Source organism: Sphingomonas sp. 1F27F7B, assembly GCF_005503355.1.
Classification (GTDB): domain Bacteria; phylum Pseudomonadota; class Alphaproteobacteria; order Sphingomonadales; family Sphingomonadaceae; genus Sphingomonas.
Map to the genome: position 1 here is coordinate 38,726 of NZ_SCMK01000012.1, position 14,183 is coordinate 52,908.

Consider the following 14,183-nt stretch of genomic DNA (forward strand, 5'->3'; position numbering starts at 1 on the left):
TGAGGAGGAACGCCCTCACCGCGGTACATCGTAGGCAAGAAGGCGGCGGAAGGGTTCGCACACGCCGCTGGCGCCCACGAAGGCATAGCCCGTCCAGGGCAGGAACAGGAGAAGACTTTATGGCCGAGACCAAAGCACGCGGCGGTATCGCCAAGCCGGTGACCCCCTCGCCCGAGCTGGCCAAGATCACGGGCTCCGCGGACCTCCCGCGCAGCGAAGTCGTCAGCAAGCTGTGGGACTATATCAAGAAGAACAACCTGCAGAACCCGGCGAACAAGCGCGAGATCCTCGCGGACGATACGCTGCGTCCGATCTTCGGCACCGACAAGGTGACGATGTTCGAGATGAACAAGCACATCGCGAAGCACGTCAAGTAAGCCGGCCGGGGCCATGAGGCCCTGCCGCTGAAAATGCCGAGGGCGGGTTCCCCGAGGGAGCCCGCCCTCTTGCTTCGGGAGATTGTGAATGGCCGAACGTTTCGAACGCCACCGCCAGCCCTGGCGCCCCGACGAGGTCCAGAAGCTCCACACGCTGGCCAAGAAGGGCATGGCGCTGAAGGCGATCGCCAAGGCGCTCACCCGCAGCGAGGAATCGGTGAAGGAGCGCGCCAAGCTCGACGGGCTCAGCATCGCCAAGCTGCACTAGGGCCCTGCCGCACCCGGATCCCGATGCGGACCATGCGGCCGGACACCCGCGCAGACCGGATCGCTCCGAGCACCGCCGCTTGCCGCGGCGCGAACAACTGCTAGGCCGCGCGCGATGTATGACGCGATCATCCTGGGAGCCGGCGCCGCGGGGCTCATGTGTGCGCTCACCGCCGGCCAGCGCGGCAGGCGCGTGCTCCTCGTCGATCACGCCGATGCGCCGGGCAAGAAGATCCTGATCTCCGGCGGCGGGCGCTGCAACTTCACCAATATCGGCACCGCGCCCGATCGCTACCTCTCGCAGAACCCGCATTTCATGAAGTCCGCGCTCGGCCGCTACACCGCGCAGGATTTCCTCGACCTGGTCGAACGCCACCGCATCGCCTGGCACGAAAAGACGCTGGGCCAGCTTTTCTGCGACGGCTCCGCCCGCCAGATCGTCGACATGCTGCTCGACGAATGCGCACAGGGCCGGGTCGAGATCTGGCTCGGCAATATGCCCGCGGTCGAGCGTGGCGACGATCGCTGGCGCCTCGCCTGCGGCGCGCGCAGCGCGGAGGCTCGGGCGCTGGTCCTCGCCACCGGCGGCCCTTCGATCCCCAAGCTGGGCGCGACCGGCTTCGCCTATGACTTCGCCCGCCGCTTCGGCCTCAAGGTGGTCGAGCCGCGCCCCGCGCTCGTCCCGCTCACGCTGAGCGGCGAGGAAGCGCTGTTCCGCGAACTTTCCGGCGTCTCGACCGAAGTCACCGCCGGCACTGGCAAGGCGCGCTTCCGCGAAGCTGCGCTGTTCACCCATCGCGGCCTGTCCGGACCCGCCATCCTCCAGGTGTCGAGCTATTGGCGGCATGGCGAAAGCATCGGCATCGACTTTCTGCCCGATGCCGAGCCCGGCTGGCTGCTCGCCGCCAAGCGCGTGCGCCCGCGCATCACGCTGCGCAGGTTGCTGGGCGAGGCGCTGCCCGCCCGCCTGGCCGATGCGCTGGCCGAGAAACTCGCCCTGCCCACCGAACTCGCCAACACGCCCGATCGCAAGCTTGAAGACGCGGCCCGCCGCCTCGCCGACTGGCACTTCGCGCCTGCCGGCACCGAAGGCTTTGCGAAAGCCGAAGTCACGGTCGGCGGGATCAGCACCGCCGAACTCAGCTCGCAGACGATGGAGGCGCGCAAGGTGCCGGGCCTCTATGCGATCGGCGAGGCAGTGGACGTCACCGGCTGGCTTGGCGGCTATAATTTCCAATGGGCCTGGGCGAGCGGCCGCGCCGCGGGGCTCGCGCTTTAGCGTCCGGACACAGGCGCAAACGCCATCGGATCGGCCCGGCAAGCATGATTCCCGCCTCCCTTCGGCAGGACACGCATGACTTCACCAGGCATGTCGGAAATATTACGGCATTTCCCGATATCAAATTTCACAGATAAAATAATGTTTCCTTGATGTGTCCCCTACAAAGGGCTTGTCCGATCGCGCTTCCCGCGCGGCCGGCTCAGCAACTGGCCTGCCGGGCCGTTCCTCCCGGGGGCCGCGTAGGAGGATTCTCGATGCACTGGTTCCAGGCCATTGCGCCTATCCGTCTCAAGCTGTTCGTCGCCTTCGGCTCACTGATCGGCGTCATGGCGCTGGTCGGGCTCATCGCTTTCCTCGCGCCAACCCAGTTGGCCGCCCCGATGGTCGCGCTGCTGATCGGGGGCGCTGCGATCCAATGCATGCGCTATCGGGTCGCGATCGCCGATCCCTATGTCTCCACCGTAGTCCGCATGGAAGCGCTCGCCGCCGGCGACCTCACCAGCCCGATCCAGTTCGGCGACTATCGGGATTGCGTCGGCCGCATGACCAAGGCGATGCTGATCTTCCGCGACAATGCCGCCGAGCGGGCCCGCCAGGCCGAGGCGCAGTCGGTCGCGGTCCGTCATCTCGGCGCCAGCCTCGCGCGTCTCACCCGCGGCGACCTCACCGCCGAGGTCGGCGAGGGCTTTCCCCCGGGCTATGCCGCACTGAAGACCGACTTCAACGCCGCGCTCGGCGCATTGCGCGGGCTGATCGGCACGGTGATGGAGAGCGCCGCGACGATCCGGACCGGCTCGCACGAGATCGCCCAGGCCGCGGAGGATCTCGCCCGCCGCACCGAGGCCAACGCCGCCAGCCTGGAGCAGACTTCGGCCGCGGTCGCCCAGATGGACCTGCGCCTCAAGACCACTGCCGAGGCCGCCGGCCGCACCGTCGCGCGCGCCGACGACGCCATCGCCACCGTGGCCGGCGGCCGCGGGATCGCCGACGAGGCGGTACAGGCGATGACCCGCGTCAGCGACAGTGCCAAAGGCATCGACGGCGTGATCGAAGGCCTCGACAAGATCGCCTTCCAGACCCGGGTCCTCGCCATGAACGCCGCTGTGGAAGCGGGCCGCGCCGGCGAGGCGGGGCGCGGCTTCGCGGTCGTCGCCGACCTGGTCTCCGCCCTGGCAATGCGCGCCGAGGAGGAAGCCGGCCGCGCCCGCGAGCAGCTCACCGCCACCCAGGCCGATATCGGCACTGCCGTCGACATGGTCCGGAAGGTCGATGGCGCGCTCGCCGACATCTCGGGCGATGTGGGTGAGGTGCATGCGCTGCTCGGCCAGATGGCCGGAGACAATCAGGCCCAGGCGGCCGCGATCACGCAGATCAGCACCGCGATCGGCGACATGGATCGCGGCACCCAGCAAAATGCCGCGATGGTCGAGCAAAGCTCGGCGGCCGCGCGCAAGCTCGCCGGCGAAGTCGCCGCGCTCGGCGAGCAGGCCGCGACATTCAACGTCGGCACTCCCGCACGCACCGGCCCGCCCTCGCCTCCCCGCAAGCGGCAAGGCGCCGGCACCAACGGCTGGCCGGCCAGGGCGGCGCCGGCAACGCCCCTCCAGCAATGGGCACCCCATTGATCCAGCCGCGAGGGCGCCCGCACCCGGCGCCCTCGCCCTCCCCCGGCCACCCGGGTTCGGACCTCGATCAAGACCTTGATTTCTTTCGCCATCCCGGCCTCGAGTCCGGATCCCGCTGCATGCCAATCCTATGGCCGCGGGCTCACGCAGCCATTCGCGCCGCGCGCGCCCGCGCGATCTCGGGCATGCTGGCCTCGATCCAGTCGGCCAGCCCGCGCACATGCGCCGCCGCCTCGCGCCCCATCGGCGTCAGGCTGTACTCCACATGCGGCGGCACCACGGGATAGGCGACGCGGTCGACCAGCCCGTCGCCCTCCAGCCACTGCAAGGTCTGCGCCAGCATCCGCTCGCTCACCCCGCCCACCTTGCGGCGCAGTTCGCTGAAACGGTGCGTGCCGCTCTCCAGCGCGATCAGGATCAGCACGCCCCATTGGCTGGTGAGGTGCCGCAACACGTCGCGCGATGGGCAATCGGGCGACATCAGGTCGCCGCGACGCACCCGGACCGAGAAAGGTTCGCCATCTTTTTCCATACTTACCTCGATGTATGTACTTACGAATAGTAAGCAAGGCCAATATCTGGATGTCCGTCACCAGCCAAGAGGAACGGACATGACCATCGCCATCACCGGAGCCACCGGCCAGCTCGGCCGCATCGTCATCGAGAAACTCCGCCGGCGCCTGCCCGCCGACCGGATCGTCGCGCTCGCCCGCAGCCCGGAACGGGCCGCCGACCTCGGCGTCGCCGCGCGCACCTTCGACTATGATCGGCCCGAGACGCTCGCCCCCGCCCTTGCCGGCATCGACACGCTGCTGCTCATCTCGTCGAGCGAAGTCGGCAGGCGCGTGCCGCAGCACGAAGCGGTGATCGCCGCCGCGAAGCAGGCAGGCATCGGCGGCATCGTCTACACCAGCCTGTTACGCGCCGACACGACCCCGATGAGCCTCGGCACCGAACACCGCGCAACCGAACGCGCGATCGCGGCTTCGGGCATTCCGTACACCCTGCTCCGCAACGGCTGGTATCTCGAGAACTACGCAGCCAGCGTGCAGGGTGCGCTTGCCCACGGCGTGCTGATCGGCGCCGCCGGCACCGGCCGCATCGCCGCCGCATCGCGCGCCGACTATGCCGATGCCGCCACCGCCGTGCTGCTCGGCGCGGATCATGACGGCAAGGCCTATGAGCTGGCCGGCGACACTGGCTTCACCCTGGCCGACCTCGCTGCCGAAATCTCGCGCCAGGCGGGCCGGGACATCCCTTATCGCAACCTCGCCGCCTCCGATTATGCCGCCGCACTCGCCGGCGCCGGCGTCCCGGCCTCCTTCGCCGAAGCGCTGGCCGGCTGGGACGTCGATGCCTCGAACGGAGCGCTGTTCGACGGCGGCCGCCAGCTGTCGAAACTGATCGGCCATCCCACGACCAGCCTGTCGGACGGGGTCAAGGCGCTCCTGGGCTAGTGGCGCCTCCCCCTCCTCTGCAAGGGAGGGGGAGCCCATCCTGGCAATGTCGGAGACCATCCGATCTATCCTGCCGGATGCGGCAGGAACCCGACTCCGGCCTCCCTATGCGCGTCCCGCACAGGTACAGGCGAGTCAACGGAGTCGATGTTTTCGTTGTAAGGAATTTACAAGCCGCAACGAAAACCCACGGAAATCCGTCATTTAGTTGCTCAACCATTCGGCCGAACGACACAAAGCGACGCCGGGGGCCATCGGCCTTCTTTTCCCTTGCGATGCGGGCTCGGCGAGCCCATGTGCGAGGCCTCATGTCATTTGCCGATCTTCCCGCGCTTCTCGCCGAAGCGCTCGCAGCGCGTGGTTATGCCGCGCCCACGGCCGTCCAGGCTGCCGTCATCGCTCCCGAGGCCATGGGCCGCGACCTCATCGTCTCCGCCCAGACCGGGTCGGGCAAGACCGTCGCCTTCGGCCTCGCCATGCACCCAGAGCTGCTCGGCGAGGATGGCCGCATCGAGCCGACCCGCGAGCCGCATGCGCTGATCATCGCTCCCACCCGCGAGCTCGCGCTCCAGGTCAGCCGCGAGCTGATCTGGCTCTACGGCCCCACCGGCGCGCGCATCGCCACCTGCGTGGGCGGGATGGACGCTTCCAAGGAGCGCCGCCAGCTGGGCTATGGCGCGCACATCGTCGTCGGCACGCCCGGGCGGCTGCGCGATCACTTGGAACGCGGCGCGCTCGATCTCTCGGCGCTGCGCGCGGTGGTGCTCGATGAAGCCGACGAAATGCTCGACATGGGCTTTCGCGACGATCTCGAGGCGATACTGGACGGCACGCCCGAGACCCGTCGTACCCTGCTCTTCTCCGCGACCATGCCCAAGCCGATCGTGGCGCTCGCCAGGCGCTATCAGAAGGATGCGCTGCGCATCTCGACCGTGGGCGAGGACCGCGGGCATGGCGACATCAGCTATCAGGCGATGACTGTCAGCCCCTCGGACATCGAGCATGCGGTGATCAACCTGCTGCGCTTCCACGAAGCGGAAACGGCAATCCTGTTCTGCGCGACGCGCGACAATGTCCGCCATCTGCACGCCAGCCTGGTCGAGCGCGGCTTCGCCGCGGTGGCGCTGTCGGGCGAGCATAGCCAGAACGAGCGCAACCACGCGCTCCAGGCGCTGCGCGACCAGCGCGCCCGCGTCTGCGTCGCCACCGACGTAGCGGCGCGCGGCATCGATCTGCCCACGCTCACCCTGGTGGTCCATGTCGAGCTGCCGCGCGATGCCGAGACGCTGCAGCACCGCTCGGGCCGCACCGGCCGCGCCGGCAAGAAGGGTACGGCGGTGCTCATTGTCCCCTATCCGCGCCGGCGCCGGGTGGAGATGATGCTGAAGGGCGCGCGCATCCCGGTCGAGTGGGTCGAGGTGCCGAGCGCCGAGGCGATCCGCGCGCAGGACCGCGAGCGGCTGATCGCCGCGCTGCTCGCGCCGGTGGAGGTCGACGAGGAGGATGCCGCCATCGCCGAGCGCCTGCTCGCCGAGCGCAGCCCGGCGGACATCGCCGCCGCGCTGGTCCGTGCCCATCGCGCCGCGCTGCCCGCACCCGAGGAGCTCAGCGAGCGCAGCCATTCGGACCGGCGCGACGAGCGCCAGGCCGGGCAGCACCGCCCGGGCTTCGACGACGTCGCCTGGTTCCGCATGGACATCGGGCGCCGCCAGAACGCCGATCCGCGCTGGATCCTGCCGCTGATCTGCCGCCGCGGCCACATCACCAAGGCCGAGGTCGGCGCGATCCGGATCGGGCCGAACGAGACTGCCTTCCAGATCCCCCGTGCGCTGGCGGCCAAGTTCCTCAGCGCCGCGACTCGCTCGGCCGAGGGCGACGAGGATGTCCGCATCGAGCCGTCGGAGGCCCCCGTCCAGGGCGCCCGGCCGCAGCGCAACGGCCCGAACCGCCCCTATCAGGCCAAACCGCACCGCAAGGGGCCGCCGCGCCGGTGAAGATCCTCGTCGATGCCGACGCCTGCCCGGTGAAGGACGAGGTCTACAAGGTCGCCTGGCGGCACGAGGTACCGGTGGTGATCGTGAGCAACAGCTGGTTGCGGGTGCCCCGGCATCCGCTGGTCAGCCGGCAGGTGGTGAGTGACGGCTTCGACGCCGCCGATGACTGGATCGCCGAGCAGGCGGATCCGTCGACGGTGGTCGTCACCGCCGACATCCTGCTCGCCGACCGCGCGCTCAAGGCAGGGTCGAAGGTATTGGCCCCGAACGGCAAGCCGTTCACGAGCAGTTCGATCGGCGCGGCGATCGCGACCCGGGCGATCATGGCCGATCTGCGTGCCGGCGGCGATCAGATCGGCGGGCCCAGACCCTTCTCGTCCGCCGATCGCTCGGTCTTTCTCCAGGCGCTCGACCGCGAGTTGGTGGCGTTGAAGCGGCTTACGCAATCTTAGGAGACGTGCGGGCATAAGTTCGGCATCGGGATGAGGGACCTTGCCGGGGACATGCACAATCTACCGCTGATCGCGCCGCAACCGCCACGCCTGAGCGCCATGATCGAAGCGCTGCAAGCCATCGAGGCGCGGGGCGTCTACAGCAATGGCGGTCCGGTCGTCCGCGAATTCGAAGCCCGCGCCGTCGCCGAGCTGTTCGGGGGAGAGGGCGCGGCGCTGGCGGTCAACAACGCCACCATCGGCCTGATCCTCGCGATCCGCCAGGCCGCCCGGGGCCGCAAGGGCAAATATGCCCTGCTCCCCAGCTTCACCTTCGCCGCCACTGCCCATGCCGCGATCTGGGCCGGCCTCACACCCATCCTGCTCGACAGCGACCCCGACGACTGGGCAGCCAGCGCCGGCGCCGAAGAGGCCGCCCTTGCCCGCCATGCCGGCGAAGTCGCAGTCCTCCTCCCCTATGACACTTTCGGCACCTGCATCGACCTTGCCCGCTATGCCCGTCTCTCCGAGCAGCACGACATCGGCGTGGTGGTCGACGCCGCCGCGTCGCTGGGCAGCCTCGATGCCGCAGGGCGCGGCTTCGGTACCGGCGCCCGCTTCGCCAGCGTCTTCTCGATGCATGCGACCAAGACCTTCGCGACCGCCGAGGGCGGCCTGATCTACAGCGCCGACACCGAGCAGGTCGAAGCGCTGCGCCGCATGCATAATTTCGGCTTCGGCGCGCCGCGCTCGGCGACCGAGGCCGGCACCAACGCCAAGCTGCCCGAGATTCTCGGCCTGCTCGCCCTCGCCAAGCTCGACGAGATCGGCGTGATCGCCGAGCACCGCGCCGCGCTCGATCGCGCCTATCGCACCGGCCTGGGCGATGCCGTCACCTTCCAGGCGACGACGGCCCGGCGCCAGGTCGCGCAATTCATGCCGATGCTGCTCCCTCCGGGCAGCGATCGGGCAGCAGTGACGGCGGAACTCGCCGCACAGGGCATCGGCACGGGCCATTATTTCGCGCCCCACCTCGCCCAGCAGCCCTATTTCCAGCGCGAATGCCTCCTCGCCCCGACGCCCATAGCCGACGATCTCGCGGCCCGGATCCTCTCGCTCCCCATCATCGACACGATGACCGAGGCCAACGTCGCCACCATCTCCGAAGCGCTCCACGCCGCGCTCCGCAAGCCGCGCATCGTCGTCCCCGCCCCGCAGCCCAGGGTCCTTTCCACCGTCCTGATCGGCGGCGGACCGGCCGGCATCGCCTTCCTCCTCTCCGCCAGCAAGAAGGGCAAGCTGCGCGCGCTCGGCGCCGACCTCGCCTTGGTCGAGCGGGGACCAAGCCTGGGCGCCGGCGAATTGCCCAGCTACGCCATCACCTCGGACAGCACGGCCGAGACTTTCCTCAGCGCGGTGAAGGACAATCCCGAACCGGGCATCGCCGCGCTGATGGATCACCCCGCGGCACGCGAGATCGCCCGCTATGTCGGCAAGCTCGGCGTTCCGCTTCACCGCACCGGCCCCTTCCTCGAGGCGATGGGCCAGCGCGTCGGCGCAATCGTGACGGAGAGCGGCGGCAGCGTCCACACCGGCCATGAAGTGCTCGACAGCCGCCGTACCGCCGCCGGCCTGTGGCAGACCCGCATCTGCGATCTCGCCACCGGTACCGAGCGCACGCTGCTCTCGCAGAACATCGTGCTGGCCACCGGTGGCTATCAATCGGCCAGCGACATCGCCGCCGCCACGGTCGCCGGAGCGCAGCTCGGCGCGCAGGCCGGCGAGCGGCTGATGCTGTGCGACGACATGCTGCGCACCGGCGGAATGGAGCGGCTGCGCGCCCGCATCGCCCATAGTCGCGCCCCGCGCATCGCGATCATCGGGGCCTCCACTTCGGCCATCGCCTCCGCCGTGCTCCTGCTCAAGTCCGACATCCCGTTCGGTGCCGAGAGCCTCAGCCTGCTCCACCGCGAGGCGCTGCGCCCCTGGTACCCCGATGCCGAAGCCGCCCATGCCGACGGCTTCACCGATTTCGGCCCCGACGACATCTGCCCGCTCTCGGGCTTCGTCTATCGCCTTGCCGGCTTCCGGCTCGAAGCGCGCGAACTGGTGCTGCGCATGCTCCGCATCGGCGGCCGCACCCCCGATCCGCGCGTCCGGCTCCACCGGCTCGCCGGCCCGGATGCCGAGACCGCCCGTATCCTCGCCGAGGCCGATGTGATCGTCGCCGCGCTCGGCTATCGCCCGCACGCCCTGCCCTTGCTCGACGCGGCGGGCCAGCGCATCGCCCTTGCCGCCCATGCGCCGGGCCGCCCACGCCTTGCCGATCAGCTGTGCCGCGTCACCGATGCGGACAGCGCAGCGATCCCCGGCGCCTATGGCATCGGCCTTGCCGCCGGCTTCGTCCCCGAGGGCCGGCTGGGCGGCGAGAAGAGCTTCAAGGGCAAGGCCAACGGCCTGTGGCAATGGCAGAACGATGTCGGCCAGCTGATCGTCGACCAGTTGCTCGGCCAGGCCGTGAGCCTCGCCGCATGAGCCGTCCCGCCGCCCCAGGACCCGCTCCGGCCATCAGCGTCATCATGCCCGCCTATAATGGCGCGGACTGGATCGGTGCGACGATCGATTCCGTGCTCGCGCAGGATTTCACCGACTGGGAGCTGGTGATCGTCGATGATTGCTCCACCGACGACACTCGCGCCCTGCTCGCCACTTTCGCCGATCCGCGGATCACCATCCTCCATGCCGAAGTCAATGGCGGTCCCGTCCTGGCCCGCAACCAGGCCTTTGCCGCGGCGCGCGGGCGCTACATTGCCGGGCTCGACCAGGATGATCTGTGCAAGCCCGGCCGCTTCGCGGCGCAGGTCGCGCATCTTGACGCCAATCCGGGCACCGTCCTCGTCGCCACCGCCGCCGAACTGCTCGAGGAGGGGCGCCTCACCTCCTGGCCCGGCGACCGCCCGCTCACGCCGGCGACCATCGACTGGCTGCTCCTCACCCAGAACCCGCTGGTCTGGTCCACCGTCATGTTCCGCGCCGACGCCGCGCGGCTGCTCGACCCGTTCGAGCGCGCCCAGGTCCGCTACGCCGAGGATTTCGACCTCTACCACCGGCTCGGCCGCTTCGGGCAGATCGCGCGGCTCGACGAGGCTTTGCTTCTCTATCGCTGCCACCCCGGCGGCGCCTCGAAACGCTATGCCGAGATGATGGCGGCCAGCGCCGCGCGCGTCCTTGCCGGACGCTATACCGGCGTGTTCGAGGCCGGCGCGGTGCAGACCAATGCCGAGCTCGTGGTGCGCTATTTCATGGCGCGCGAGCCGGTGCCCGATCTCGGCACGCTGAGCCGGCTCTCGCGCATCCTCGCCACGCTCCACGCCGATCATGTCGCGCGCACCCCGCTCACGCCGCAGGAGCGGATCGAAGTGGATGGCGAGCATGCCCGCCTCTGGTGGCTGGTCGCCCGCCCCGCGCTCCGCCAGGGCGCGGTGACGCTGCGCGAGGCGATGGGCGTATTGCCCGAAAGCGTGAGCCTGCCCGCCAACGATCCGGACCGGCTGATCTCGCCGCTGATCGGCCGGGTGCGAGCGATCGGGCGCGGGCTCGGCGTGGCGCTGTAGGGCGGCTCCCAAGCGCGGAAGTTCAGGGCATTTGGACAGGCGGCATCGCCAGCGGATCAAGCCGGCGGGTCGAGGCGGGAAATCCATGCCCTCGGGGAAACGCCCTGCTCCGGCGGCTCGATACGAAACGGTTCGGCCCGCGCTTCGGCGCAAGCGCTAGTCGCTTGCTCACCGCCTGCGAAGCAGCAACATCCAGAAGACGAGCAGGCCCAAGGCGCCTCCCGTGATGGAGGCCAGCCCCAGCGCAAGGTCGCGATCCCATTTTCCCGTATAGGAATAGCGTGAAAGCACCCAGCCCAGCGCGACGCAAAAGCCGCCAAAACGCGCGGGCAACGCGTTATTCAGCAGGGATATCAGACCGCTGGACAGCCCCGCGACAAAGAGAGTGCCGAGTGCGGCCAGGCCCAGCTGCAATAGAAATTCCGGCATCGGCTTCCTCGCTCAATGTTGGATGGAACAGGCTGGAACGGCTCTGTGCACCTTGTCGACCAGGCCGAATGTGAACGGGACATCGGCTTGCAGCCAGGGGCGAATATAGGATCTCGCCTCGACCACGGTCCTCGGCCAATCCGGTGGCGGATCTATCCCCAGGCCGCGCAGGGTGGGTGCATCGGGCAGCATGAGGGCGGTGGCGAACTTCACCCGCCCCGGGCTTTCGATATTGCCGATGCTCCCAAGGTCCAGGCAGATCGGGCCCAGCGACCAGAATGTCTTCTCCAGGAAGGAGAGCTTGTTCGAACCAAGGAACAGACGCTTAGTCAATCCACTGACATTACCGGTCTTTTCCGCTAGTCCCCCATATATGGGATCGCGCTCTCGAAACCGGGTCGCCATCTGGTGCAGGGCATAGGAGCTCATATGGAAGCCCACGATGCTTCCCGGACTGACCTGAACGGACTTGGCCGACAGCAATATATACTGCGCGCAAGCCGACAGGCAGGCACCGTTGACGATCACGCGAAGCTGGCGCGACTTGACGACGGCCGCCACGGCAATGGCCGCCTCCTCATTTCCGCCGAAGCTTCTGATCTTCAATGCGCCGACCTGCGGCTGGCTCAGCAATGGCAGAAGCCGCTTGGCCCCCGCCTTCGTAATCGGGCCATCATATCGGACAATTGTTTCCGGGTTGAGAGACTGGCCGGCCAGGCTGCCGGCCAGTCCCCCGAAGAGCGACAAGGCGACGAGGAGTTCCATACTCGAATGCGCGATTCTATCGACCGCTACTTGTGATATCTCGACATCGGATCGGAGTCGGTAGCGTAGATGCCGATTCCCCCGCCCAGCGCCGGGATCTTGACGCGACCATCGGGATCGATCTCGAGATGAGTCGGAACCGATGGCGTGTCGATACCGATGACAACATGATCCTGCCCGACGGCCGCCGCAGCTTCTCCGGCATTGTCTGCTGTGCCGATCTGCCCATAGATGCCGATGCCGCCATTCCATGAAATGCCCATGCCCTGGTCGGTGCCGTAAAGGCCGAACCCGATACCTAGCGAGAATCCAATTTCCCAATAGTTTGTGGGATTGTCGCCGCCGCTGATAAGCGTCTCACCAAGCCAGTTGCCGGATTGGGAATCATAGCGCTCCTTCCATAGCTCGCCCGTCTTCTCGTCGTAATAATAGACAATCTCCTCGCTACGCAATCCGCCACTCACGAGATCGATCTCTTCGCTGGTAAGCAGTCGAAAATTTTCCAATATCATAAAAATCTCCCCAGAATTAAATCAATACATCGCGATGTTCGGGAACATTATATTGATAGGTGAGGAGTTTCATTTTAGATTCATCGTCAATTATCACTCGTGCCTACAATATAAGTTCAGAATTTACTTGTCATATGTAACTCTGCATTATTTTATTTTCATTACAGAAAATTCATTTTGCATCACAACTACACCCGAAATGGATTCATCCGTGCGGTGGATCGCTCGGGCACGGTGGGACCGATGCCAATCTCCGGGCCAGGCTTCGGCCCGGGTGGGCGGAGCGAAATCGCGCCGCCGCCGTTGCCGGCAAATATTAAATCTTCGCAACATTCGCGCCGGTTCAAGACACATGCACGAGAATCTGCGTGCATAGGAATGTTTCCATCTATAATGCGATCCGCTTAAATGCTGGAAATCGAATAGAAACCTCGGAAACAAAGAACTCGGGAGTGTGGTTTGGCGTCGCAAACCGTTCGCGTGCACCGTTACACGACCGCTGATGTGGCCCCCAGCGACCGCTTCGACGCCTGGCAGAGCCACTGGCCGAATGTCGGTCCGCTCTTCAGCATCGAGCCGCTCGAGGCCTTCCGCGTATCGAGCGAACTCGTGCGCCTGGGCGAGATCGGTTTCATGTACACCGACATCGCGTCGCAGCGCTGGAAGCGCGACAAGCGGCTCGTCGACATGGGCCAGGACACGATTGCAGTCGCCGTCAACCTGGACGGCAAGGCAGCCGGCATCGCGGGCAGGAATGATTGGGTGCAGATGCCGGGCTCCGCGGTGCTCGTCGATCATAGCCAGACTTCGCTCCACGATTCCGCTGGCGGACGCAGCATCGGTTTCTCCGTACCACGCCAGCTGGCGATCGAAGTCGGGCTCGATATCGCGAGCCTGCACGGCCTGGTGCTGACTCCGGCCGAAAGCGCGATGCTGACTTCGCACATGTTCCAGGTGCGCGAAGCCCTGCCACGCTTCGCCGAGGAGGATGCGCCGCGCTTGGGCAGGTCGATGCTCGACATGCTGGTGCTGACGCTGAAGGGCGCCAGCCGGACCGAGGCGCATGGCTTCCGCGAGGATCCCGCCACGCTGATGCTGCGCGCGCGCAAGGAAGTGCAGGCGCATCTCGGCTCGCCGACACTCACCGTCGCCAATCTGTGCCGCAAGCTGGGCGTTTCGCGCAGCACGCTGCACCGCCTGTTCGAGGCCGGTGGCGGCGTGCAGGCCCATATCCGCGACATGCGGCTGGAAGCGGCACGCCAGGCGCTGCTCAATCCCGACAATGTCGAGCGGATCGGCGACATTGCCGAGCGGCTCGGCTTCAGCGACGCTGCGCATCTGAGCCGGTTGTTCAGGGCACGCTTCGACGAGACGCCCAGCGAGTGCCGTGCGCGGAGCATCCTAAGCCGTTGATGTCCCAAAGCGGGAGC

14 protein-coding genes are annotated in these 14,183 nt (G+C 67.5%); 10 read left to right on the plus strand and 4 right to left on the minus strand.

All coding sequences use genetic code 11. The features are described from left to right. Window positions 1-119: 119 nt before the first annotated feature. The 4 genes from FFS08_RS12580 to FFS08_RS12595 all read left to right on the plus strand — a co-directional run bounded on the left by FFS08_RS12580 (window position 120) and on the right by FFS08_RS12595 (window position 3,551). A complete protein-coding gene (locus FFS08_RS12580) occupies window positions 120-377 on the plus strand; it encodes an SWIB/MDM2 domain-containing protein (RefSeq protein ID WP_086128965.1) in 258 nt (85 codons plus the stop codon). Window positions 378-465: 88 nt separating this feature from the next. Continuing rightward, window positions 466-645, plus strand: a complete 180-nt coding sequence (locus tag FFS08_RS12585; RefSeq protein WP_137862246.1) for a hypothetical protein — start codon at window positions 466-468, stop codon at window positions 643-645. Between the two features lie 114 nt (window positions 646-759). Beyond that, complete coding sequence (locus tag FFS08_RS12590) at window positions 760-1,923, plus strand: BaiN/RdsA family NAD(P)/FAD-dependent oxidoreductase (protein WP_137862247.1); 1,164 nt, start codon at window positions 760-762, stop codon at window positions 1,921-1,923. Window positions 1,924-2,180: 257 nt separating this feature from the next. Beyond that, entirely contained in the window at window positions 2,181-3,551 is a 1,371-nt protein-coding gene (locus tag FFS08_RS12595) for a methyl-accepting chemotaxis protein (protein WP_137862248.1), read from the plus strand. Window positions 3,552-3,693: 142 nt separating this feature from the next. Here the strand turns inward: FFS08_RS12595 and FFS08_RS12600 are convergent, their stop codons facing one another. Then, a complete protein-coding gene (locus tag FFS08_RS12600) occupies window positions 3,694-4,083 on the minus strand; it encodes a winged helix-turn-helix transcriptional regulator (protein ID WP_137862249.1) in 390 nt (129 codons plus the stop codon). A gap of 79 nt (window positions 4,084-4,162) precedes the next feature. On the opposite strand from FFS08_RS12600, the gene FFS08_RS12605 reads away from it, so the two are divergent. From FFS08_RS12605 to FFS08_RS12625, 5 genes are all read left to right on the plus strand, one after another. Beyond that, on the plus strand, window positions 4,163-5,008 hold the full coding sequence (locus FFS08_RS12605) for an SDR family oxidoreductase (protein WP_137862250.1): 846 nt from the start codon (window positions 4,163-4,165) through the stop codon (window positions 5,006-5,008). Window positions 5,009-5,316: 308 nt separating this feature from the next. Next, window positions 5,317-7,002: a DEAD/DEAH box helicase gene (locus FFS08_RS12610; RefSeq protein ID WP_137862251.1), complete on the plus strand. Its 1,686-nt coding sequence runs from the start codon at window positions 5,317-5,319 to the stop codon at window positions 7,000-7,002. Then, window positions 6,999-7,454 carry a YaiI/YqxD family protein gene (locus FFS08_RS12615; RefSeq protein WP_137862252.1) on the plus strand — a complete coding sequence of 152 codons (456 nt, stop codon included), beginning with the start codon at window positions 6,999-7,001 and terminating at the stop codon, window positions 7,452-7,454. Before FFS08_RS12610 ends, FFS08_RS12615 begins: the two co-directional genes overlap by 4 nt. Window positions 7,455-7,505: 51 nt before the next feature. Beyond that, entirely contained in the window at window positions 7,506-9,968 is a 2,463-nt protein-coding gene (locus FFS08_RS12620; RefSeq protein WP_137862253.1) for an aminotransferase class I/II-fold pyridoxal phosphate-dependent enzyme, read from the plus strand. Further along, window positions 9,965-11,047, plus strand: coding sequence for a glycosyltransferase family 2 protein (locus tag FFS08_RS12625; protein WP_171012591.1), 1,083 nt, complete (start codon window positions 9,965-9,967; stop codon window positions 11,045-11,047). Before FFS08_RS12620 ends, FFS08_RS12625 begins: the two co-directional genes overlap by 4 nt. 168 nt (window positions 11,048-11,215) lie before the next feature. Here the strand turns inward: FFS08_RS12625 and FFS08_RS12630 are convergent, their stop codons facing one another. From FFS08_RS12630 to FFS08_RS12640, 3 genes are read right to left on the minus strand one after another with little or no spacing between them, the layout of a single operon-like run. Further along, window positions 11,216-11,476, minus strand: a complete 261-nt coding sequence (locus FFS08_RS12630) for a hypothetical protein (protein WP_137862255.1) — start codon at window positions 11,474-11,476, stop codon at window positions 11,216-11,218. Window positions 11,477-11,488: 12 nt separating this feature from the next. After that, on the minus strand, window positions 11,489-12,241 hold the full coding sequence (locus tag FFS08_RS12635) for a hypothetical protein (RefSeq protein WP_137862256.1): 753 nt from the start codon (window positions 12,239-12,241) through the stop codon (window positions 11,489-11,491). 26 nt (window positions 12,242-12,267) lie between these two features. Next, window positions 12,268-12,753 carry a hypothetical protein gene (locus FFS08_RS12640; RefSeq protein WP_137862257.1) on the minus strand — a complete coding sequence of 162 codons (486 nt, stop codon included), beginning with the start codon at window positions 12,751-12,753 and terminating at the stop codon, window positions 12,268-12,270. Between the two features lie 504 nt (window positions 12,754-13,257). On the opposite strand from FFS08_RS12640, the gene FFS08_RS12645 reads away from it, so the two are divergent. Beyond that, on the plus strand, window positions 13,258-14,166 hold the full coding sequence (locus FFS08_RS12645; protein ID WP_137862258.1) for a helix-turn-helix transcriptional regulator: 909 nt from the start codon (window positions 13,258-13,260) through the stop codon (window positions 14,164-14,166). Window positions 14,167-14,183: the final 17 nt, after the last annotated feature.

What these genes read in the sequence shown, in the direction of transcription:
- FFS08_RS12580 (WP_086128965.1), top strand. Translation starts at nt 120, where the DNA reads ATGGCCGAGACCAAAGCACGCGGCGGTATCGCCAAGCCGGTGACCCCC.
- FFS08_RS12585 (WP_137862246.1), top strand. Translation starts at nt 466, where the DNA reads ATGGCCGAACGTTTCGAACGCCACCGCCAGCCCTGGCGCCCCGACGAG.
- FFS08_RS12590 (WP_137862247.1), top strand. Translation starts at nt 760, where the DNA reads ATGTATGACGCGATCATCCTGGGAGCCGGCGCCGCGGGGCTCATGTGT.
- FFS08_RS12595 (WP_137862248.1), top strand. Translation starts at nt 2,181, where the DNA reads ATGCACTGGTTCCAGGCCATTGCGCCTATCCGTCTCAAGCTGTTCGTC.
- FFS08_RS12600 (WP_137862249.1), bottom strand. Translation starts at nt 4,083, where the DNA reads ATGGAAAAAGATGGCGAACCTTTCTCGGTCCGGGTGCGTCGCGGCGAC.
- FFS08_RS12605 (WP_137862250.1), top strand. Translation starts at nt 4,163, where the DNA reads ATGACCATCGCCATCACCGGAGCCACCGGCCAGCTCGGCCGCATCGTC.
- FFS08_RS12610 (WP_137862251.1), top strand. Translation starts at nt 5,317, where the DNA reads ATGTCATTTGCCGATCTTCCCGCGCTTCTCGCCGAAGCGCTCGCAGCG.
- FFS08_RS12620 (WP_137862253.1), top strand. Translation starts at nt 7,506, where the DNA reads ATGCACAATCTACCGCTGATCGCGCCGCAACCGCCACGCCTGAGCGCC.
- FFS08_RS12625 (WP_171012591.1), top strand. Translation starts at nt 9,965, where the DNA reads ATGAGCCGTCCCGCCGCCCCAGGACCCGCTCCGGCCATCAGCGTCATC.
- FFS08_RS12630 (WP_137862255.1), bottom strand. Translation starts at nt 11,476, where the DNA reads ATGCCGGAATTTCTATTGCAGCTGGGCCTGGCCGCACTCGGCACTCTC.
- FFS08_RS12635 (WP_137862256.1), bottom strand. Translation starts at nt 12,241, where the DNA reads ATGGAACTCCTCGTCGCCTTGTCGCTCTTCGGGGGACTGGCCGGCAGC.
- FFS08_RS12640 (WP_137862257.1), bottom strand. Translation starts at nt 12,753, where the DNA reads ATGATATTGGAAAATTTTCGACTGCTTACCAGCGAAGAGATCGATCTC.